19 protein-coding genes are annotated in these 21224 nt (G+C 37.4%); 13 read left to right on the top strand and 6 right to left on the bottom strand.

Features of this window, described 5'->3' with window-relative positions; genetic code table 11:
* Nucleotides 1-79 precede the first annotated feature (79 nt).
* The 3 genes from QNJ50_RS05040 (at nucleotide 80) to QNJ50_RS05030 (ending at nucleotide 3978) form a co-directional block, all read left to right on the top strand.
* On the top strand, nucleotides 80-2224 hold the full coding sequence (locus QNJ50_RS05040) for an AGE family epimerase/isomerase (protein ID WP_300632852.1): 2145 nt from the start codon (nucleotides 80-82) through the stop codon (nucleotides 2222-2224).
* Between the two features lie 247 nt (nucleotides 2225-2471).
* Nucleotides 2472-3233 (top strand): hypothetical protein, encoded by a 762-nt coding sequence (locus tag QNJ50_RS05035; protein ID WP_300632849.1) that lies wholly within the window; start codon nucleotides 2472-2474, stop codon nucleotides 3231-3233.
* A 154-nt stretch (nucleotides 3234-3387) separates the two neighbouring features.
* Nucleotides 3388-3978: a hypothetical protein gene (locus QNJ50_RS05030; protein WP_300632846.1), complete on the top strand. Its 591-nt coding sequence runs from the start codon at nucleotides 3388-3390 to the stop codon at nucleotides 3976-3978.
* On the opposite strand, the gene QNJ50_RS05025 is transcribed toward QNJ50_RS05030, so the two are convergent.
* A complete protein-coding gene (locus tag QNJ50_RS05025) occupies nucleotides 3975-4325 on the bottom strand; it encodes a Dethiobiotin synthetase (protein ID WP_300632843.1) in 351 nt (116 codons plus the stop codon). The genes QNJ50_RS05030 and QNJ50_RS05025 overlap by 4 nt on opposite strands.
* A gap of 479 nt (nucleotides 4326-4804) precedes the next feature.
* Here QNJ50_RS05025 and QNJ50_RS05020 point away from each other — a divergent pair, with 479 nt between their 5' ends.
* On the top strand, nucleotides 4805-5830 hold the full coding sequence (locus QNJ50_RS05020; RefSeq protein ID WP_300632840.1) for a hypothetical protein: 1026 nt from the start codon (nucleotides 4805-4807) through the stop codon (nucleotides 5828-5830).
* A gap of 305 nt (nucleotides 5831-6135) precedes the next feature.
* Here the strand turns inward: QNJ50_RS05020 and QNJ50_RS05015 are convergent, their stop codons facing one another.
* The gene (locus tag QNJ50_RS05015; protein ID WP_300632837.1) at nucleotides 6136-6729 is read right to left on the bottom strand and encodes a hypothetical protein; all 594 of its coding nucleotides are present in this window, start codon (nucleotides 6727-6729) and stop codon (nucleotides 6136-6138) included.
* Nucleotides 6730-7317: 588 nt separating this feature from the next.
* Nucleotides 7318-8754 (bottom strand): NADP-dependent phosphogluconate dehydrogenase, encoded by a 1437-nt coding sequence (gndA, locus tag QNJ50_RS05010; RefSeq protein WP_300632834.1) that lies wholly within the window; start codon nucleotides 8752-8754, stop codon nucleotides 7318-7320.
* Nucleotides 8755-9094: 340 nt separating this feature from the next.
* Here gndA and QNJ50_RS28550 point away from each other — a divergent pair, with 340 nt between their 5' ends.
* From QNJ50_RS28550 to QNJ50_RS04985, 5 genes are all read left to right on the top strand, one after another.
* A complete protein-coding gene (locus tag QNJ50_RS28550; RefSeq protein ID WP_366914213.1) occupies nucleotides 9095-10156 on the top strand; it encodes a Ycf66 family protein in 1062 nt (353 codons plus the stop codon).
* Between the two features lie 330 nt (nucleotides 10157-10486).
* Entirely contained in the window at nucleotides 10487-11041 is a 555-nt protein-coding gene (locus QNJ50_RS05000; protein ID WP_300632831.1) for a hypothetical protein, read from the top strand.
* A 612-nt stretch (nucleotides 11042-11653) separates the two neighbouring features.
* Nucleotides 11654-12766, top strand: coding sequence for an amidoligase family protein (locus QNJ50_RS04995; RefSeq protein ID WP_300632828.1), 1113 nt, complete (start codon nucleotides 11654-11656; stop codon nucleotides 12764-12766).
* A 505-nt stretch (nucleotides 12767-13271) separates the two neighbouring features.
* Nucleotides 13272-13517: a hypothetical protein gene (locus tag QNJ50_RS04990; protein ID WP_300632825.1), complete on the top strand. Its 246-nt coding sequence runs from the start codon at nucleotides 13272-13274 to the stop codon at nucleotides 13515-13517.
* 195 nt (nucleotides 13518-13712) lie between these two features.
* Nucleotides 13713-13931, top strand: coding sequence for a hypothetical protein (locus QNJ50_RS04985; protein WP_300632775.1), 219 nt, complete (start codon nucleotides 13713-13715; stop codon nucleotides 13929-13931).
* 281 nt (nucleotides 13932-14212) lie between these two features.
* On the opposite strand, the gene QNJ50_RS04980 is transcribed toward QNJ50_RS04985, so the two are convergent.
* A complete protein-coding gene (locus QNJ50_RS04980) occupies nucleotides 14213-14446 on the bottom strand; it encodes a hypothetical protein (protein WP_300632772.1) in 234 nt (77 codons plus the stop codon).
* Nucleotides 14447-14865: 419 nt separating this feature from the next.
* Between QNJ50_RS04980 and QNJ50_RS04975 the strand changes: the two genes are divergently transcribed.
* Both QNJ50_RS04975 and QNJ50_RS04970 read left to right on the top strand, forming a co-directional pair.
* Nucleotides 14866-16206: a 16S rRNA (cytosine(967)-C(5))-methyltransferase gene (locus QNJ50_RS04975; RefSeq protein ID WP_300632769.1), complete on the top strand. Its 1341-nt coding sequence runs from the start codon at nucleotides 14866-14868 to the stop codon at nucleotides 16204-16206.
* Between the two features lie 175 nt (nucleotides 16207-16381).
* The gene (locus QNJ50_RS04970) at nucleotides 16382-16807 is read left to right on the top strand and encodes a TerB family tellurite resistance protein (protein WP_300632767.1); all 426 of its coding nucleotides are present in this window, start codon (nucleotides 16382-16384) and stop codon (nucleotides 16805-16807) included.
* A 345-nt stretch (nucleotides 16808-17152) separates the two neighbouring features.
* Here QNJ50_RS04970 and QNJ50_RS04965 read toward each other — a convergent pair whose 3' ends face one another.
* Nucleotides 17153-17371 (bottom strand): hypothetical protein, encoded by a 219-nt coding sequence (locus QNJ50_RS04965; protein ID WP_300632766.1) that lies wholly within the window; start codon nucleotides 17369-17371, stop codon nucleotides 17153-17155.
* 585 nt (nucleotides 17372-17956) lie between these two features.
* Here QNJ50_RS04965 and QNJ50_RS04960 point away from each other — a divergent pair.
* Nucleotides 17957-19135: a metallophosphoesterase gene (locus QNJ50_RS04960; RefSeq protein WP_300632762.1), complete on the top strand. Its 1179-nt coding sequence runs from the start codon at nucleotides 17957-17959 to the stop codon at nucleotides 19133-19135.
* Between the two features lie 228 nt (nucleotides 19136-19363).
* Nucleotides 19364-20074 carry an LOG family protein gene (locus QNJ50_RS04955; RefSeq protein WP_300632759.1) on the top strand — a complete coding sequence of 237 codons (711 nt, stop codon included), beginning with the start codon at nucleotides 19364-19366 and terminating at the stop codon, nucleotides 20072-20074.
* 226 nt (nucleotides 20075-20300) lie between these two features.
* On the opposite strand, the gene QNJ50_RS04950 is transcribed toward QNJ50_RS04955, so the two are convergent.
* Nucleotides 20301-21074: a glucose 1-dehydrogenase gene (locus tag QNJ50_RS04950; RefSeq protein WP_300632756.1), complete on the bottom strand. Its 774-nt coding sequence runs from the start codon at nucleotides 21072-21074 to the stop codon at nucleotides 20301-20303.
* Nucleotides 21075-21224: the final 150 nt, after the last annotated feature.

Here is a 21224-nt window from a genome sequence, read left to right as displayed (position 1 = left end):
TCGATCTAGATCTCCAATTCTCACTTCATTTGTCTTGCACTCAGTTGAATTTCAAAAACAAAACTTCACAAATAAATCCATGACTAAAAGAATAGAATTTCCTTTTTCTGACCTAATTGCTGGGTATGTGACCCAGTATGATGCAAATAAAGATACTTTTGGCTTAAAAACTTCCGATGGTAGAGAATTCTTAGTTTATATCACTCCTACCGTCTACGCAGAGTTAGTACGTAACTTGGGAGAAGCTTATCACGATGCTACTGGGCAAATAAGAGAAATGCTCAGTCCCAATCGTTATTTATTTGTTTACGGTATCTTTTATCCCGATGGTGCTAATGACGAATATAAGTTTGAAGCCAAGCATATTGTCTTCCTCGGTCGCAGTGATAGTGAATATCGCTTTGAAGCCCAAGACTGGTGGATTAATCAAATTAAACAACTCGCTGACTTTTACCTCGAAGCTGAGTTTGGCGTCAAAGAAGGCGAAGAAATTGATTATTCCAAATATCGCACCGAATTAACTCTTACTGGGCAAAAACAAAAATCAGGACGACAAGAAACCGATACTATTTCTCGTCTAGTCTATGGCTTTGCTTCAGCTTATCTAATGACAGGAGAAGATCGTTATTTAGAAGCAGCCCGCAAAGGAACGGATTATCTCCGGGAGCATATGCGCTTCCAAGACAAAAGCGAAGGTATTTGCTATTGGTATCATGGTGTAGATATCCAAGAAGATGGTACGGAGCATAAGCTGTTTACTTCCGAATTTGGGGATGACTACCATGCAATTCCTTGTTACGAGCAAATTTACGCCCTAGCAGGTCCCACCCAAACCTATCGGATTACTGGCGATCCTCGTATCATGAACGATGTTAAGGGGACAATTTCTTTATTCGATCGCTTCTTTAAAGATAAAAGTGATAAGGGTGGCTATTTTTCTCACATAGACCCAATTACCTTGAGTCCCTATAGCGATTCCTTAGGACAAAATAAAGCTAAAAAAAATTGGAATTCTGTCGGCGACCATGCTCCAGCTTACCTGATCAATCTTTGGTTAGCTACAGGTAAAAAAGAGTATTCTGATTTCCTCGAATATACTTTTGATACTATTACCGCTCATTTTCCCGACTACGATGAAAGTCCCTTCGTACAAGAAAAGTTTTTTGCAGATTGGACAAAAGACCAAACTTGGGGATGGCAGCAAAATCGCGCAGTTGTCGGTCACAACCTCAAAATTGCCTGGAACTTAACTCGGATGTATAGCCTCAGAGCTAAAGCAAATTATAAAAACTTAGCTGAAAAAATTGGTGGGATTATACCTAATGTTGGTAGCGATCGCCAGCGTGGTGGTTGGTATGACGTTATGGAGCGAGTCTTAGCCCCTGGTGAAAAATTCCATCGTTTAGTCTGGCACGATCGCAAAGCCTGGTGGCAACAGGAACAGGGTATTCTAGCCTACTACATAATGGCTGGTGTGTATAAAGATAATCCTGACTTTTTGCGCTTTGGTAGGGAAGGAAGTTCTTTCTACAATGCTTGGTTCCTCGATACTATCTCAGGAGGTGTATATTTCAACGTTCTAGCCAATGGACAGCCTTACGCTTTAGGTACAGAAAGGGAAAAAGGCAGTCATTCAATGGCTGGATATCACTCCTTTGAATTGTGCTACTTGGCAGCAGTTTACACTAACTTGCTGATCAAGAAAGAACCAATGGATTTCTTCTTTAAACCCATGCCCGGTGCTTTCCCAGATAATATTCTCAGAGTAGCTCCAGATATTTTACCTCCTGGTAGCATTCGCATTAGTCAAGTATGGATTAACGGTCATGCTTACGATAATTTCGATGCCAAGAATCTCACCGTTACCTTACCAAGTGACCAAAAAGACATTAAGGTTAGAGTTTGTATTACACCTACTGACCTTAATTTTGATGCAGATTTAATGGAAGTGACTGATGGAGTAGCTAAATTAAATCTATCTGGTTCTCTAGAACCAAGCACTCTTAAATATCTTAAAGAAAAGCTAGAGAAAAACTATGGTTTGAAAGGGGTGGTTTTAAATATGGAAGACTTAGATTCCATTTCATCGGAAGCCCTAAGATATTTACTTTTCTACAAACAGAAAGCAGGTTCTGATTTTAGCATCACCGTATCTGGAGCAAAAGGTAAGGTGAAGCAAGGCATTCAAGATAGTGAGTTGAATCAAGAAATTGACTTAGTTTAAAAACTAATTTTCTTTAAGGTAATTTAAGTTAACTAAGAAGGGGTTATTTGTTATTACCCCTTCTTATTATTTCTCTATATTTAATTGACTAGATTAATACATTTTGGCTACTTAAATTTCTAGATTATAGTAACTGTAAATCAGTATTTTTTTAATAAAGTTGAAAATATAAAGTTTATAATATACGGATTTAATATAAAAAATAAATATTTTATTTCAATAACTATTAAATGATTTATATTTAGTGATGTTTCCCAATTTAAATGTAATAGCTTCATCAGTTACAACCAGTGAAGTTTCTCATAATGATTTAGTAACAATTCTATCAACTCTAACAATAACTTTGGGTTTTGCAGCAATTCATATTTGGTCAAAACCTCTTCATAAACTCCTTTATCGCTCAGAATATCTTGCGGCATCGTTCAGTGGAGGGATGGCAATATCCTATGTATTTATGAACTTATTGCCAGAATTAGAAACCGCTGAAGAATTGATGGGACATTCAATTCATATTGTCGTTCTTATTGGTTTCCTAATTTTTTATAGTTTACAAAGTTTAGTTTGGAAAACAAATAATAAACAACAATCTCAATATCTCTTCATTTTTGGAGTTGAGTTATTTTTTTATTGTTTATATAATGGCTTGTTAATTTATACCATCCCAGAACGTGCTAGTAGTCTTATAACTTCTAACTTTCCTTATTTGATCGCCATCGGTTTTCATTTACTTCATAACAATCATCAGTTATCTAAAAAATATGGCGAGCTTTTTAGTTGGAGTCGCTATTTTTTGATTGGGACAATTACTATTACTTTTTGTCTAGATATTGTAGTCGAGCAAGAAAATAAATTAATCTCCGACCTGCTCATTGCTTTTTTGGCAGGATCAATTATGTTTAACGTTTTTTATGAAGAATTACCTGCTCCAAAAACTTCTCGCTTGCATTGGTTTTTAGCAGGAGTTACGGTCTATATTCTCCTTTGGAGTAGTAGTTTAATGTTTGCTTAATCTATAAATCTTGTACTTGAACATAAATAAATCTTGCTAACCAGGGAAAACTATGATTGTATTCCCGCAATTGGCTATTCGGGATTGAAATTAGCAATTCTAAATTAGCTAATTAAGAACGACAGGATACTACATCATTAGTCTGAAAAAGCAAATGCGAAATAAATCCCTGCTCAGTTTTTTTAGTTTCTCTTTGTCCTTATTAATATTTAATTCCCAAGCTCATGCTTTACCAGGGGAAGCGGTAGAAAAAGTTAGTACCTGGATTAAAGCACATCCTACTCTACAACCAAGGAGTGGAGAACGATTATTTGTAAAAAAAAGCGATACAGCAGCCCAAAGATTTAGTTTTCTTTCTTCTGTATTAGCTCCCGGCAAAGTTGGAGTACCCACTAATCGGAGTAAAATTCGTAGCGAACGAATTACTATGTATGACGCCATTAATGGTATGTCATTCCAACGTTTAAAAGAATCTTTGCGAGTAATTTACGGCTTAGATATCTATCAAGACTACAATCGCTCTGATAAAGTTTATGAATATCCCAACCAAAGCGTAATTAACTCAGCTCGCTTTGCCAAAACTCCAATCCGGGAAGCTTTACAAGGAGAACTCAGGATCGGCGATCGCTTTGCTTATTGGGTAGAAGTTGCTCAACCCAAAAATGGCAAAGCTTACTTCGGAAAAATTACAGTTTTGCTGAAAAGTGATTTGGAAAAACTGAAAACTGAGTTGCAGAGTCGTTAATATTCAATTTGTTGCCAAATACCAGAAAATATATTTTCGCAGCCACTGCCAATTCTTAATAAATCTTCCTTGAGCAGTGGTGGCCAATTAATACCTGCTTTGTAGCCTGCTGCAAATAGTTTCTGGGGACTGACTGTCAATTTATACAAGCTATATGCAAGTTCTCTATCTAAAGTTTTAGAATCTTTCAAATTTTCGTGCAGTACCTTTAGAGCTAACAAAATAGATGTAACTTGACCTGGAACAGGTGGTTTACCTTGTTGCATCCGTGCAATTAAGGCATCAGCATTATCTTCAAGGCTGACTGTTTGAGAAATCAGTAATTTGCGCGCTGTTTCGTAATTCATGTTACCAGGCTACCGCACTTTGTTCTTATTGTCGTCACATTATATATTCGGTTTTAAGTAATGGAAAAAACAAATAACCCATTATCAATAGGACTTACGCAAAATCTACATTACGTTCCGCTCGTAATGACAAATTGTAGTTGCGTAAGTCCTGAGATTTTCTAATTCGTGATTGAATTATGCTTTCGTCTTAATTTAAAGGTAAATTAATGAAGAGTGGATTCAGATTATATAAATTAAAAATCACTACGAAATAAGATTTATATCATCTATTATCCAATTTATACATATATATATTTTGAATCACAAGATAATTTACTATTACTCATAAATAACAAAAAAACAGCTTAATCGTATACTCTAACACAGAGTAATTATTCATTGATTAAAAGTATTTTAATGCTGCATAAAAGTTATTTTTAAATCTATTTTTTAGCAGTAGAATCTATGAAAAATATACATATCAAAAAATAAACAATATGATGAATAATAAAGAAAAAGCACAACAGGTAAAATCAAATTGGTGGCGATGGCCATTTGAAGCCTTATTCCCTGATAAAAAATTTGACGGACAGTTACAAAATCCTGGTAGTGAAGAATTTTTTGATTTTGATGATGTCATAGTTGATACAAATCCGATCGCAACAATTAGTCAAGAAATTACTTACTATCCAGAAAACGATCGAGGAGAACTATTTGCAATATTTATTCCTGGACTCGGTCAAGTAGCAAAAGAGTCTTCAAGAAGAAGTCGCAGATATGCAGTAACTCTCAAAACAGGAGTTGCTAACTTGAATAATTCTTCTTTTATTAGAACAAATCCCATTTCTCGGTTCATTAATTCACTTCTTGACTGGGTTGATGCTGCGATTCATCGTATAGGCTTATCAGGTAGTCCGGCAATTAACAATACTACAAGCCTGATTTTGAGTGCCATAGAAAACGAGACACCTGTAAATTTTTCCGGCGATAGCCATGGGACTATCCTATTAGCTCGAGGGATTCATCGTGCTAGAAGAAAATTTATTGGTCGGTATGCAAAATTTTGGAATCTTAAGCAGCGACAAATTGGGTCTGAAAAATGGGAGAAAGTTACGAATAAGGTAATAAATGTCTTCGCTTTTGGGAACGGTTACAAAGATTGGGCAAAAGGACCAAAATATATCATGGTTTCGATTGAAGGGGATATAGTCCCAGAAACCTTGGGTATTACACCACAAAAAGCAGTCAAATATAAACGAGATGACATAAATTTCCTAATTTTTCCCCGCATATTTCCCCAAGGTAGTTTTGAAGCACATAATATGATGTTCACTACAGAGCTTCTTCGTCAAACTTTCCTCAAAAATAGTATGGAGATCGGTGATTTTAATACCTTGTATGAAAAACTAAAAAATCAAACATTAGAAATTGCAAATCCAGATGAGGTACCATGGCCTAGTGACATGAAAGATTATGTCTGGAACGAAGAAAGCCTTAGTTCAATTCAAATAGCGAGTGACTAACAAGCCAAACATCGTTTAGTTTTGTTTATTTTTTAGTTCGTAGCCCACACAAAAAAAAGTCACACAACAACATTATTTACTCAAACCCCAGCCAATACTAGAAGTTCAGGATCCGGCGCTGCGCCTGCTATTTAATATAAAGCAGATACAGCACCTATAACAGCCCTTGGTTGAGATTGTTCTTAATGTTTAAATCCGAGCACTGGGTTTTCTTAACCGTTCTAAAACAGTTCTTGTCATACTACAATAGATGCGTATCTTAAAGCTGCTAATTCACTTGACATCACACAGAAACAGCAGTAAAATCAATTACCAGTCTGAAGAAAAGTAAGTTTTTCCCCAGAATAGTCATTGCTATTGGCTTTAGGTTCCTTTGCTGCATTGCTAGGGTATCCTTTGCCATTAAATTTCAATTCTATTTTCTCTGAAAATAGTATGTGGTTTGCATGTTGTACAGTTATGTCTCTCCAACCTCTTGTCTTACTGTCATTTATTGTGATTGGTATTTTCACTAGGCTGGTTACAGAGATTAATTTGAATTTTTTGTTTCCAACTCCTTGATGTACGAGCATTGTGCAACCACCCGAGCCACAAAAGCGTACTCCACTCAGTAGGGTTAAAGCATCTTTAATGTTGTCTCCATTTAGATCTATATATTCTGTTGTAAAAGGAGAATCTTCTGGTGAAGCTTTGTGACTTTCTAAGTACTTTTTGACAGATTCCTTGATGTAAGCAGGCTTGTCATGTTTTTTAACGATTTTGGCATAAGCTGTGGACTTGGCAGACTGTAAGCGAGATGTAATAAAGTTTGAAGACTTCGAAGATAAAGCTTTTGGCTCGATACAACCAGTTAAACCAATAGATGCAAGAAGCCCTAGGGATATAATACTGTGTTTCATGGTATTGTCACTCTTCGGAGTTTCCAAAAATGGGCATAAAAAAATCAGCCGATTGATATATGAAATCGCCTCCCAACTTATTTCTTAATTCTTTCTATTAAGATACTAGATTACTAACTAGTCTAAAATTATACGTAATAACAGCAAAAAAGTTAACTTTAGGTACAAGAAATTTAACTTTTGATTAAAAAATATATTTAGTATCAAGCCAATATAGTACTGGTAGACTATTAGCAGGCTTTTTGATGAGTTTTTATAATGCCGTTAACAAGTTTTTTGAGAATTTTTAGAATTCAGCACTCAGAATTCACCATACAGGTGTAGTGGTAAAAATCTTTACAGATGCGGTCTATCGCTTTGACTTTATCCCGGTTAATTGTTATTTGCTAAAAACTATAAATTTTATTTAACCCCCGTTTTTTAGATCTTTACAAACGGGGGTTATTGTTCGTTAACATCCCCCAAGTAATGGGGGATATTATTTTTCCATTTTAGGTTCGTGGCTAACTTTTGATAGTTAACTATTGAACCAATTACAATGGCTTGGAAGTGCTCGAACAACAGTCATCGATTGTACTTAAGCCAATCTTACTTTGCTGCAGTAGCTTCGGCGATGGGTACCCACTCGGTATGGAAAGTTCCTTCTTTATCTGTACGCAAGTAAGTATGTGCACCGAAGTAATCGCGTTGAGCCTGGGTGAGGTTCTGAGGTAGGCGCTCGCGTCGATAGCTATCGAAGTAATCTAAGGAAGCACTAAATGCAGGAACAGGAATTCCTAGTTTAGCCGCAGTGGAAACCACTTCGCGCCAAGCATTTTGTCTGTCAAGAATTGTTTGCTTAAACTCAGGAGCTAACAATAGGTTTGCAAGTGAGGAATTCTCGTCAAAAGCTTTCTTAATCTTATTCAAGAACCCAGCCCGAATAATACAACCTCCTTTCCAGATCCGTGCCATTTCGCCCAGGTTCAAGTTGTAGCTATATTCTTGAGAAGCTTTAGCAAGTAAAGCCATCCCTTGAGCGTAGGAGCAAATCTTCGAGCAGTAAAGAGCATCCCGTACCATCTTGATGAATTCTTTGGTCTGCCCTTGATACTTACCATTAGGACCAGAAAGTTCTTTAGACGCTGCAACTCGCTCTTGTTTGTAGGATGACATAATCCGAGCATTTACTGCTGCACCGATGGTAGGAATTGCAACACCCAGTTCTAAAGCGTTTACTGCGGTCCAACGACCAGTTCCTTTTTGTCCAGCAGCATCAAGAATTAGATCTACTAATGGTAAACCAGTACCTTCATCAATGTAGGGGAAGATATCGGCTGTAATTTCAATTAAGAACGAATTCAATTCGTCTGTAGTGTTCCACTCAGCAAAAACTTCGTGTAATTGCTTGTGATCCAAGCCGCCAAGATTTTTGAGCAGGTCATATGCTTCTGCAATTAATTGCATATCACCATATTCGATACCATTGTGCACCATCTTGACATAATGTCCTGCACCACCAGGACCACAGTAAGCAACACAAGGACCATCGTCCACCTGAGCGGCGATTTTGGTCAAAATGGGTGAAAGGTACTCATAGGAGCTTTCCGTGCCTCCAGGCATCAATGAGGGACCGTTCAGGGCTCCTTCTTCACCACCACTGACACCCATGCCAATAAATCTAAAACCTTGGGGCTCCAGTTCGCGGGTGCGTCTTTCAGTATCTTCATACAAAGAGTTACCACCATCGATGATAATGTCACCCTCATCTAACAATGGTTTTAACTGTTCAATAACTGCGTCTACTGGTCTACCAGCTTTTACCATTACCAGAATTTTGCGGGGACGTTCTAAGGAGCCGACAAATTCTTTTAAATCAAACGCGGCTTTTACATTTCTTCCTCCAGCACGAGAAGCCATGAAAGCATCTGTTTTCTCACGAGAGCGATTGTAAACAGCGATGGGGAAACCATTACGCTCTACGTTTAGAGCAATATTTTCTCCCATAACAGCTAATCCAATCACACCAAAGCTTTGTTGTGTCATAAATTTTTTGGCTAACTCTTGCATATCCTTTCATTTTTTAGGGTAGTCCGAGAAATTCAGTTCGCTCATAAAGAAGACATTAAGACTTGAGAGAAATTGCCAAAAAATAGGATTTTTACAAATAAAAATTTTTAATTTGTTTCTTCTTTTATAATCCGCTTGCAAAATATGTCAAATTGAAATATCTAACATAGGGATGGGGAATGGCGAATAAGGGATCAAAATATAGATGGCGAATAGTCAATAATTTGTCAATAATGTAACAACTTCGCGATCTATTAATTAATACCCTTCAGTCCAATGCCCCAGTCGTAAGACATAATTAAGGAGTAACCAGAAAATGCTGGCACATTTCCTGGCATTGGCGGTCGCTATTGGTAGCATCGCCCTGTATCTAGTGGCTTTCTTTATTCCAGAAATCCACCGCAAGAAAGATTTTATCTGGAGTGGTGTAGGACTGTTTTACGCATTAATGCTCTGGGTGTTTTCGGGTCGTATTACTGGCGGTTTATTTTTGGGTCACTTGGCTAGTGTGGCTCTTCTCGGTTGGTTTGGTTGGCAAACTTTGGAATTACGCCGCCAGTTGACACCAGAAGGACAAAAAACTCCCGTTCCTTCAATGGGAGCGCTACAAACTAACATTCAAGAACAATTTGAAAAACTCTCGATATCAGAAAAGTTAACTCAGTTAGTAAGCACAATTACTAATACATTTTCTGCCAAGAAAGCTGAAATTCAGCAAAAGCAAAATGTTACTGCAAGTGGGACTGAATCAACAACTTTAGATAAGGCGGCTATTGATGCAATCGCTGATGCTGAAAATACAACCGAATCTCCTAAAGTGACAGAAGTTGCTGAAGTTAAAGTTGAGCCTCCTTTAGAACAGATTGCTACCGCAGCTGAAGAAAAAGTAGAAGTTACTAGTTCCGAGACCAATGTAGGCTTTACAACATCTGAAAAAACAGAAAAAACTACTACTGAAAAAGTAGAACCGGAAACAAACGAGGTAACAAACGAACTAAAAGCTCCTAATAATATTGGGTTTACAATCGTAACTCCTGATACAGAGGAAATTGAACCACCAGAACCTCCAGTAAATACAAACACTTTAGAGGAGTCTGTAGAAACTACAATTTATGAACCCCATGTAGAAAAAGAAGTCGAAAATGCAAAGTTAGAAAATATCGAAGCAAAAAAAGAGTCAGAGGTTATTGATACAACTGAATTTACTATTGCAACTCCTGGTGGCAAAGAAGTTAGTAATTCAGAAGTTAAGGTGACTAAAGATACTCCAAGTTGGTTGGAACAAATAGACGACGACATAGAAGAAGCTACTTTTATTCAGATCGATCCTGAAGATAAATCGCCTGAAAAAAGGCGACCCGATTATCCGACCTTCTAAAAACTTGCTTCTTAAATACTTTGCTGTAAATATCAATCATTTATCAGGAATTTATTTTTCCTGGTTGATAGATTAAAAAACTGGATTAATATGCAAATTACCCGGTTTCTTCGAGAAATCGGGTTTATTTGTTGTAATCTTTTAAATCTGAATGTTCTGAATTGGAATTTTCGGAAAAATATAACAATATAACTGTATTAAACAGTAAAGATGTATTCCTGGACTTAGTAGAGGTTTAGTATCCCTCCAACAAGCTCAAAATTGAGTTCAACTAGTCTTTAGTACTCGAATATAAACTGGCTCCAACCAAAATCAAGAAGGTATTTAAGTATGAAATATAACTTAAAGTTTTTATTACTATCAGTCAGTGTTTTTATTACTTCGATTGCAGCTTCAGTCGATACGGTTTTAGCTCAATCAGTCACTCAAATTGATAGATCTTCCCAGTGGAACATTCAAAACCAAAGTAACTACAACCTAATTGCTAGGAGAAATAGAAAAAAAGAGATTAATGCATTCTTTAGAAGTGATTATGATTATTGGGATGCACGGGTTCTTGCAGATTATTGGGGACAATCCATAGACGATTCCAAAGCACGCATCGGTAGAAAAATTATGGCAGGAGGAAGAGCTGTTGCAATTCTGGAACAATTTCTAGTGGATGCAAGAGTTCAAGCTTTAGTGTCAGTAAGTTCTTCTTTAAACCGCAATCGCAATCCTCATAAATTTTACACCGAATCTAAATATGATTATGACGATGCAGTAGATCTTGCTAAGTTTTGGGGCGATCGCACACCACTTGATGCCAAGCTTCGCATCGAACGTAATCTAATTATGGGTAATGATGAAATCATTGAAGAAGCATTACGATTTGCTCGTCAATAATTAACCTATAAATTGATAGTGTGGGCGTTGTGGTTTGACTGTGTATAAATTTGTAACATTATACCAGGTTCCAGGCAAAATAGCTAGGTACAATAAATTTGATAAATAAATTTTTTAAGCTTAATATTTTGTCAAAATAGGAGATATCAGTTAAACCTAGCACCACAATTTTTGATCTGGTTAACTGGGTTTAATACACCCCTGATTCAGTATTTTAAATCCCACATAGTTCAAGAATCACGTAGATTGCAAAAAATAGCAAGGGTTAAGATAATAAGTAAAATAAAAGACTTCCAATTAATTCAATAATACATTTAGTAGGTGCTCAAGGGTAAAAATGTAACGAGCGCCAACACAATTAACGCTGTGAGGTCATCTACTATTGGGATTCCTTAAGGAATACTGAATACACAAACTATTGTTTTTACCTGCTGATATCCATAAGTTAGATGAAGCCATTATACGGTTGAGATAACATAACTTCTCCTGGTCGCTCTGACAAAATTGTTTGTGGAGGTGAAAGTACTTGTAGGGTATTTACAGTGCAAAATTTCTGCAAAGAAAACTGTAGTTTTGCTGACCTCGCTGTCTATTAGGGTGTATTTTGAATCTATGTCTGAGTTGAACTGGAAAATTGGTCTTGAAATAGAATTAATGGCACCAATGGGGCTAAGTAGACAAGACTTAGCAGAGTCCATTGCCAAAAAATATAATGGTTCGGTGCATCGTATTTTTTATCCCCAATCCGAACCAAGTCAGGTTCCAGGAACGCAAGTATTTCAAAATCTTACTTTAGGGTTTGAGGTTTTTGACCCACAAGGAAATTTAATTGCTCGCTGTGTTGATGATTTGACTTTACAGGATGACTTAGACAAAGCTCAAAAACCACAGCCGGGATGGTATAGGATTGTGAGTGATGATACGAGATTACTTCAACTTGTTAGTTGTCAGTCTGATGCCTTGTATTCACTAAATCAAGTCCTCAAACCCATAGCAGCTTTGTTTGGTACCGATACCGAGACTGGACCAGAGGGAATGGTTCGAGTAGCTGATAATACAGGTAACCCAATCGCGATCGCTGCACCACTTCCAGGAGAACGAGAACGTCCTTGTGAGTTAATAACCCCACCCATCGAAAAAAACCATTTTCAGCGCTTGGAAGCACTTTTAGAAATAGCACGTTTCCTTAGATTCACAATTCCCTCTGAGGGGGCAACTCATATACACTTTGATGGTAAAGCTTTGTGTTCTGCAAGAGTTTTTGCAAATTTGGTTAATATACTGTGGACTTACGGAGAGATATTAAAACATTTAGTAGGAACTAATCCCCAATGTAGAAGGCTGGGACTTTGGGATTATGAATTATTGGAAATGGTAAATGAATCTGACTTTAGAGAGTTGACTTGGGAAGAGGCTCAAACCAGACTCACTAAACTTCAGTTAACAAAATATTGTGACTTTAACCTGAAGAATTTAATTCACCATATTCCCGAAAAACACACTTTCGAAGTGCGTATATTTCCTGTCTGGCTCGAATCCAAACCGATTTTAGAATCAGCGATGTTGATTGAAGCTGTACTCAATTATGCTATGTCAATGGAGAAAATCTCACCAGCAACACTCCTGCAATGGGATTTGGTTACTGTAAAAGAATTTTTATTATCTTTACCTATGTCTGAAGAATTGCGTATCTCCTGGTTATCTCGTGCGGCAAAAATATCTTAGGCTTTGGTAGAAAATAAGTACTTGGGAAAAATTCATTAGACATTTTTTTGAGGTCGGGAACAGGGAACAGGTAACATAACTCGATAGTAAATGTATAAGTAATTTTGCTTACCTACTTAATATCAAGTCTGCTTAATTAGTTACTATATAACCCCATTGAAAAGACGGCGGTTATTACCTACTACCCCTTTTACTTATTAATCATTACTGTGCGCAATACCTACAGTACGCTTACGCTAGGTCGCGCCCCGCAATACCTACGGTACGCTGACGCTAGCTACGCTAACATTACTCATTACTTAGCCCCCACAGATATGATAACTGTTAAGCCGGACATGATATAACTACCGACCCCTATTCAAGTATCTACACGAAAACTTCATATATTTTATTTATCTCCCATCGTATTATATTTTGATAGGAAGGGGTTAGGCGTTTGAAATCTAGCTAATTGAAAGCAATATGTAATCCGAGTAGTTACTTTTCAAATTTGAGGCTGATTTTTATGCAAGAACTTCCCAAAGAAAATTTCGACAAATCAAATTTCGACAAATCTTTAATGCAACCTCTCACTGATGAGGAAATGCAAGCTGTAAATGGTGGAGAAACATTATTTTTTTGTCCTGTTGGTCTACCTGGCTTTACAGGATCTAAGATTTTCCCGACCCCCGATACAGTTTCCAGCCCTGAAGGATTTCCCAGTCCTGCAATCATTCCAGGTGGTCCTTTAGACTGTGGTGTTATTTTTTAGAAATCATAGATTGCAAAAGCTACAAATTAATCAATTAAAGTTTACGATCGTAAAGTTTGCAATAACCAGAGGTGTGGTCAATGATTTTCTGGGATAGTATATTCAAACAGAAAGGGACTAAGCGTTTGAAATCAGATTAGTTGATTACATTTTGAGAAATATGCCGCTTACTTCTGTAATTTAAGGATATTTTTTATGCAAGAATTTCCCCAGGACGGTTTTGCAGACTTTTTTTCTGAAACCCTTACAGATGATGAGATTCAAAATATTAACGGTGGCTCGTTGGTTTTCTTAGATGATGACGAACGGGTAGTTGGTTGGACAGATATGATACTTCCAGGTGAATTTGGTCCTGTTGTTTTAAGTCCCGTACCTCCAGGAACAAAACCAGGAGATCCATATCCCAAGTCTTAATTTTGGAATTTTAAAACTATCGCAAATATCAAACATTAAAATATTCCACAGTAATAACTGTGTTGAAGCACTGCTGGGCTTTCACAGTGTAGTGAGATACAACAAAATGGAGTACCTAATTGATTTGCACTCACTAAAGCTGTTAACCTTTGAGACTTTACATTATAATTAACCGCTACGATGGGATATTTTTGTTTGGCAGACTTTCAAAGCTTATTTATTCAAAACTTATTTATTCAAAGCCGACTTATTTAAGTGTTTTGAGTATAAATCTCTATTAGCTAAAGGCTTAGCTGAGTTCTAATCTGTTCGATAAAATTACCCAAAGTTTCTGGTAAGTTAGCGATCTCTTTGATTAGATCTTCGGGTGTAAAGCCAAAAGCATTTAAAAGAATAATGATTACAAAAACAGCAACTGCTGTACTGAGAAAAGTTTTGAATACATTAATTAAAGCTCTAAAGATAAACCAAGCAGAAATTAATGCAGCAGTTAATAAAATTAAATTTGTTGGCATGATTTTGCCTCAGTAAATTTAAATAAAAGTAGAAAATAATACTATCCGAACTTATTTAATTTTGGAAATAATTTATTTTATTGTTTTGATGTTGTTATTGTTACATGGAATTAAATTAAATCACAAGCATAAGAGTTATATAATTCTCCAGGAAAATTAGCGATTTGTAACACTCCGAAGCTGACACCAAGATAATCTGAATCCAAAGCTATTCCTAGCGGACTTCCTTACTAAAATCTACACTTTATTTTTATCTACACCGTATCTTGCTCTGATATCGGAAATTTAGTGCGTTCTTAAATAAAAAGTGTGTTTCTTGGGTTAAAGTTGATTTAATTTAGCAGATAACCCATACAATAATTTCCCAAATAGTTTTACTGTAACGAAACCCACACTTTTATATTCAAAATTTGAATCACATGCTTAACGCCCGTCAATTAGCATTTTTTGCCCTAAAAGAAGTTCACAAAGGGGCTTATGCTGATGTTGCTTTAGATAGAGTATTAAAAAAAGCCAGTTTAAGCGACAATGACCGGCGTCTAATGACAGAATTAGTTTACGGTAGCGTTAGAAGACAACGAACTTTAGATGCTCTAATTGATCAATTAGCTACCAAAAAATCTCATAAACAACCTCCAGATCTGCGTATAATTTTACATTTAGGTTTGTATCAGTTGCGCTATCAAGCAAAAATTCCCACTTCAGCCGCAGTAAATACAACCGTTGCTTTAGCTAAGGATAATGGTTTTAAGGGGTTATCAGGGTTTGTAAATGGCTTACTGCGTCAATATGCCAGACTTGCAGAAAAAGAAGATCCTTTGCAACTACCACAGGAAACAATTGGACGTTTAGGAACTTTACATAGTTTTCCTGATTGGATTGTGAAAGTATGGACAGAACAGTTTGGCGATCTAGAAACAGAGCAATTATGCAGATGGATGAACCAAACACCAACCATTGATATCCGCATCAATCCACTGAAAACTAGTTTAGAAGAAGTTAAAGCTGCTTTTCAATCCGTAGGCGTTTTATCTCAACCCCTTATAGATATACCACAGGCATTACGATTAATGGGTCGTACGGGATCGATTCAAAAATTACCTGGTTTTCAAGAAGGTTGGTGGACAATCCAAGATGCTAGCGCTCAGTTAGTCAGTCATTTGTTAGATCCCCAACCGGGAGAAGTAATTGTAGATGCTTGTGCTGCACCAGGAGGAAAAACTACTCATATCGCTGAATTGATGGGCGATCGCGGCAAAATTTGGGCGTGCGATCGCACTGCTTCTCGATTACGCAAACTTCAGGAAAATGTCCGGCGTCTGGGTTTTAAATCTATTGAGACAATAACTGCAGATAGTCGTAATTTAACCCAGTTAGAAAATTCCGCTGATCGAGTTTTATTGGATGTACCCTGTTCGGGTTTAGGTACTTTACACCGTCACGCTGATGCTCGTTGGCGACAAACTCCCATTTCTGTGAATGAATTGTCACAACTTCAACAAGAATTACTATCCGGTGTGACAACACTTGTGAAAGATGGAGGAGTATTAGTTTATGCGACTTGTACCCTTCATCCACAGGAGAATGAAAACATTATTGAGACTTTCCTCGCAAAAAATCCAAACTGGAAAATTGAATATTCACGCTTGGAAGAACTGGGAACTAGGTACAATAAATCACAGGGATACTTGAAAGTATTGCCACACGAAAACAATATGGATGGGTTCTTTATGACATGTCTAAGAAAAAGTAATAGTTAGGTAAGTGGTAATTGGTAATTGGTAATTGGTAATTGGTAATTGGTAATGGCTAATGAGTATTTTTTCTTAATTCCCAATTTCCAATCCCTAGTCGCCAATCCCTAATCCCCATAATCCTAAACCCCATTGTGCCGTTCAATCTCAAATGGAAACATTACTACCATAGGAGGTAGTCATGGCTGCTAATTCCACCAACGTCAAACAACTAGTTAAAATTCTGATGGGAGCTGCCTGGATTGATGGCATAATTCAGCCACAAGAGAGGCAATATATTCGCAAAATAGCTCAAGAACAAGGAATAGAATCTGACCCAGAAATCAAACCGTGGCTGTATGAATTAGTTACTGTTAAGCCAGCAGAATGCTACCAGTGGATCAAAGAGTATTTAGGTGACTCCCCCACTGCTGAAGATTATCAAAATCTACTTCAAGCGATCAGTGGTTTAATTTACAGTGATGGGGAAGTTGCAATAGAAGAAGCAAAGTTTTTGGCGAAATTGCAACAATTATCTGACAGTAGTAGTTCAAGTGAAACTGGTTTTAATGCGATTCTCAAACAAATTCAAAAACTATACCGTAGTTGGGTAGAAGTTCATCACTGAATTTGGTTTTTTAATTTGGGGCTCAGTAAATTGTATTTACTTTGCCCCTAATGACCTATTTAGCACATATCCGATATCTTTCCCCTTTCCAAATCTGCACTCAGTGTTATGTTTGCATCAAGGCAATAAAAATAACCTATAAAAGAAAGGGTCATTGCATGTTTTGAAATTAGTTTTGTTCTAATAAGCACAATCTTATAGCGACAAACTTATGACAAACTTATAGTGACAAAACTCACAATTTGTTCTCAATCAAAACTTTTTTTTTTCAAAATTTGGTTTTAAAACTTGGTCTTAAGGTTCAGATCTTAAAGCTTAGGATCTCAACACTCCATATCTTAGAATTTAAGATTTTGGTTCGCTGGTGCTGCTTTTATCATCTGCTTCAACTTTAGGTACAAAGTCTGGACGGTCTTTACTTTCCCAACCTGCAGGACGTTTGGAATTGTACCAAGCAATTGAGCCAATACCCACAGCAGCAATAAAACCAACTATGTATACAGCAGTAAAAGCAAGGGGAAAGTTATGTCCAGTATTTGCTGCGACTTCCATCAATAAATGCATTTGAGATTTTCTCCTAGAAAAACTTAAAAGTAATTAATAATGCTATAAAAATAGCCTACCATTTACTGAGAACACTCTCGGAATAGTAATCCTATCCGTTGCTAATATTTCTTGCACTATTAGAGTTATCCCCAGTAAATTCTCCTCAATGGGGACAAAAAGTAGGGTGTGTTAGGCGCTCGACAATACCTAATTCCTAGGTCACCTCTCAAAAAGCGCCGTAACGCACCATCGAGTAATCCCAAGCAAGCTTCAAATTTCGGGTAAAGAGAAATATTTTGGGTTTATCCCATTAATTTTGACACTTTTAATTATTTATCTTTGAGTTGACTGAGTGAGTTCATCTAGATCTTTCATCCTCAGCAATTAAATTAACTTTGTTGGGGATCTTTTATCGATCACATCCTATTCTCATGTAACTCAAACTCGGTAGATTGGTGAAACAAAATATCTGGTGCGGTCTACATACTTAAAAAAATTCTCCTTTCGGTAACTATTTTCCTAAACTTTGTATTCTGCGATCGACGAAAACTATACTTGATTGAGCTATAGTTAGCTGTGTCGTTCAACTTTACTCAGAAAATCATGCGTTGTTGGCGGTGGTTTGGTTTTTTCTTAATTGTGGGTTTTGTTTTCAGCATTAGTGTTGCATGTACCCACTCAGCCGATAAATCTACTACAGCAACCGAAGCTAAAACAGCCGTAGTTTCAGCAGAAACGAAAATATCCCCACAGGTAAAACCTTTACCTCCCGAAACAACCGCAATCCTTAAAACTGCTCAAGCTAAAAATTTATATAATCCTCCCCGTGGTGATGTCCGCTTCGTAGTAATTAGTGACTTGAACAGTGCTTATGGTTCCACAGACTACGATCCAGAAGTCGATAAAGGAGTAAACCTAGTACCTTTCTGGCAACCGGATGTGGTAATTTCTGGTGGTGATATGGTTGCAGGTCAAAAATCTTCTTTAACTCCCACTCAAATTAGAGCCATGTGGTCGGCTTTTGACAAACATGTCGGAGCTCCACTACGTCGTGCTAAAATACCATTCGGTTTTACCATCGGTAACCATGACGCTTCTGGTGCTGTAGGCGTGAACGGAAATTTTCTATTTCAGCGAGAGCGAGATTTAGCTAGTGAATATTGGAACAATCCAAAACACGATCCAGGAGTAAAGTTTGTCGATCGCTACGAATTTCCTTTTTACTATACCTTTGAAAGTAAAGATATATTTTTCTTGGTTTGGGATGCTTCATCTCACCGCATTCCAGCCGAAAAAATGGCTTGGGTAGAGAAAACTTTAGCAAGTCCCAGAGCGCAAAAAGCCAAAATGCGAATCATCGTCGGACATTTACCTTTATATGGAGTTGCTGTTGGTCGCGATCAACCTGTAGAAGTAATGGCTGATGCGGAAAAACTCCGGGCTATGTTGGAGAAATATAAGGTTCATACATATATTAGCGGTCATCACCACGCTTATTACCCTGGTCATAGAGGTAATTTGCAGTTACTTCACACAGGTATTTTGGGTTCTGGTCCCCGACCGTTAATTAATGGTAAGTTTCCACCGACTAAAACTATTTCTGTGGTAGATATTAACTTCGACTCACCCGAGTTAACAACTTATACAACCTACAACATTAGAACACTTAAAGTAATTGAAAATAATCAACTCCCTCGGTTTCTTACGGGTCATAATGGTATGGTTTTACGTCGTGACATTGAATTAAAGGATTTAACTCCCCAAGAAAAAAATCTTGTATAAAAACCTTAGACAAAAAACGCTGTCAAGCTTGAATCAGTTATCAGTTTATGGTTAACACCACGCGCTTACGGGCTACAGTTAACAGTTTTTTATTGCTTTTCCCATTATGCCGCAAGGTGGTGGGACGCAGTGCTTATGGCTCTTAGCAGAAGCATGACGCCAGTCATACGCCACGCTTCCGCTAACGCCAGTCCCTAATCCCAAATCGCCAATTCCTAATCCCCAACCATGAACGAAGAATCACCATGTCCAGATAACGTTAATCTCGGAGACCAAGCAAGAACTCATCAAACTATTCAAGAAGCAGTTCTTGGTCTTTGGGATGTTGTTAATAACCTTAGTAGCATCCAACCTCCAAAAAGCGATCGTTACCGAGTTACAATTTTTGGTTCCGCTAGACTCAAACCAGATACTCCTCTTTATAACGGGATAAAAAATCTGGCAAGCGAACTGACAAAAATGAAATGCGATATCATCACCGGTGGAGGTCCCGGTCTAATGCAAGCAGCTAATGAAGGTAGTGTCAGTGCTGACCCAGAAGACGAGACGCGATCGGTAGGAATTCGAGTTCATCTTGATTACGAACAAACTACTAATCCCTTCGTGGAAAAAGTTTACCATCACCGTACTTTCTTTTCCCGGTTACATCATTTTGTCTTGGTTTCCGATGCTTTTGTCATAGTACCTGGAGGAATTGGTACAACTTTAGAAACCCTAATGATTTGGCAATTATTACAGGTTCGCCAATTACAGGATAAACCACTAATTGCGATCGGTGAGATGTGGTCGGAGTTAGTTGCTTGGGCTGAGAAAAATATGATAGATATTGAGTCCCCTATGGCTTCACCAAAAGATATGAAAATACTCCATTGTGTGGATAGTTGCGATGAAGCGATCGCACTTTTAAAGAAAGCACATGAGTCTTGGAATTCCGATTAAGTAAGCTCAAAAGATATAGAGAGAGGCGTTGCAGAACTGAGATGAATTTTTAAAATTTGTAGTAGAGTGTAGCCTCTAAATACACCAATTTTCCAGATTTTTGAAAGGTCTGTTCCCCCCATAGCGGATCCGTAGGTAGCGCAGCTATAGCATAGCGTGGCGTTAGCCATAAATTGGGGACTAGGGGGCAAATTATTCCTCAACCAAGCTAAAAATTATTATCTGTTCACGTTGCGGTATAACCACCATCTACGAATAACACGGTACCGGTAACATAAGAAGATGCATCGGAAGCCAGAAAAACAACTGGTCCAACTAATTCTTCTAATTTTCCACGCCTACCCATCGGTGTAAAGGTCATTATTTGCTGTTGTTTTTCCGACCGTTCGTGTTCTATATCTGCTCCATCCATGATATTTTCTAAGTATCCAGGAGCTATAGCGTTCACTCGAATGTTTTTCGAAGCCCATTCAACCGCCATCACGCGGGTGAGTTGATTGATTCCACCTTTCGCAGCACTATAAGCTACAAGTCCCTTAATACCAATAACCGATGCAATTGAAGAAATATTGATTATAGAGCCTCCCAAACCCTGTTTTATCATCTCGATCGCTGCAAGTTGAGAACAGTTGAAACATCCTTGGAGGTTAACATCTATAATTCGTTTCCATTCATCCTCTGAAACAGTTTCAGCTGGCTTGATAATGTCAATTCCAGCATTATTAACTAACACATCAATACGCCCTAACTCTGCGACCGCAAACTTAAACAAGTCTTCACAACTAGAACGTAAAGCAACGTCAACATAGGTCGATATTGCAATTTTATCTCCAACTACTATTTCTTGAGCAGTTTGATTAGCTTCCTCTCTTAAGCGGTCGCATACAACTATCCTTGCTCCTAATTCAGCCAATCTCTTCGCAAGGATTTTACCCAACCCTCTACCACTTCCAGTAATGATTGCAACCTTATCTTTAAGGTCAAATAAATTTTGACTCATAATCATCATAAATTAGATTGAGAACAAATCTGCGTTAATGATAAATTAATAAAATATTAATCTTTTGTTAATTTTTGCTCGACTTGGAATTCATCGTAAATCCGATCAATCCACTCTCATCTCTAAAAAAGGATAATCAATCCAGATGTA

The organism is Mastigocoleus sp. MO_188.B34 (assembly GCF_030065675.1).
GTDB lineage: Bacteria > Cyanobacteriota > Cyanobacteriia > Cyanobacteriales > Nostocaceae > Mastigocoleus.
The sequence above is the reverse complement of the archived record's forward strand: the minus strand, read 5'-3'. Positions and strand labels throughout refer to the sequence as shown.

Bases quoted from the DNA above. Each gene is read 5' to 3' on its own strand.
- QNJ50_RS05040 (WP_300632852.1), top strand. From the start codon at position 80: ATGACTAAAAGAATAGAATTTCCTTTTTCTGACCTAATTGCTGGGTAT.
- QNJ50_RS05035 (WP_300632849.1), top strand. From the start codon at position 2,472: ATGTTTCCCAATTTAAATGTAATAGCTTCATCAGTTACAACCAGTGAA.
- QNJ50_RS05030 (WP_300632846.1), top strand. From the start codon at position 3,388: ATGCGAAATAAATCCCTGCTCAGTTTTTTTAGTTTCTCTTTGTCCTTA.
- QNJ50_RS05025 (WP_300632843.1), bottom strand. From the start codon at position 4,325: ATGAATTACGAAACAGCGCGCAAATTACTGATTTCTCAAACAGTCAGC.
- QNJ50_RS05020 (WP_300632840.1), top strand. From the start codon at position 4,805: ATGATGAATAATAAAGAAAAAGCACAACAGGTAAAATCAAATTGGTGG.
- QNJ50_RS05015 (WP_300632837.1), bottom strand. From the start codon at position 6,729: ATGAAACACAGTATTATATCCCTAGGGCTTCTTGCATCTATTGGTTTA.
- gndA (WP_300632834.1), bottom strand. From the start codon at position 8,754: ATGACACAACAAAGCTTTGGTGTGATTGGATTAGCTGTTATGGGAGAA.
- QNJ50_RS28550 (WP_366914213.1), top strand. From the start codon at position 9,095: ATGCTGGCACATTTCCTGGCATTGGCGGTCGCTATTGGTAGCATCGCC.
- QNJ50_RS05000 (WP_300632831.1), top strand. From the start codon at position 10,487: ATGAAATATAACTTAAAGTTTTTATTACTATCAGTCAGTGTTTTTATT.
- QNJ50_RS04995 (WP_300632828.1), top strand. From the start codon at position 11,654: ATGTCTGAGTTGAACTGGAAAATTGGTCTTGAAATAGAATTAATGGCA.
- QNJ50_RS04990 (WP_300632825.1), top strand. From the start codon at position 13,272: ATGCAAGAACTTCCCAAAGAAAATTTCGACAAATCAAATTTCGACAAA.
- QNJ50_RS04985 (WP_300632775.1), top strand. From the start codon at position 13,713: ATGCAAGAATTTCCCCAGGACGGTTTTGCAGACTTTTTTTCTGAAACC.
- QNJ50_RS04980 (WP_300632772.1), bottom strand. From the start codon at position 14,446: ATGCCAACAAATTTAATTTTATTAACTGCTGCATTAATTTCTGCTTGG.
- QNJ50_RS04975 (WP_300632769.1), top strand. From the start codon at position 14,866: ATGCTTAACGCCCGTCAATTAGCATTTTTTGCCCTAAAAGAAGTTCAC.
- QNJ50_RS04970 (WP_300632767.1), top strand. From the start codon at position 16,382: ATGGCTGCTAATTCCACCAACGTCAAACAACTAGTTAAAATTCTGATG.
- QNJ50_RS04965 (WP_300632766.1), bottom strand. From the start codon at position 17,371: ATGCATTTATTGATGGAAGTCGCAGCAAATACTGGACATAACTTTCCC.
- QNJ50_RS04960 (WP_300632762.1), top strand. From the start codon at position 17,957: ATGCGTTGTTGGCGGTGGTTTGGTTTTTTCTTAATTGTGGGTTTTGTT.
- QNJ50_RS04955 (WP_300632759.1), top strand. From the start codon at position 19,364: ATGAACGAAGAATCACCATGTCCAGATAACGTTAATCTCGGAGACCAA.
- QNJ50_RS04950 (WP_300632756.1), bottom strand. From the start codon at position 21,074: ATGAGTCAAAATTTATTTGACCTTAAAGATAAGGTTGCAATCATTACT.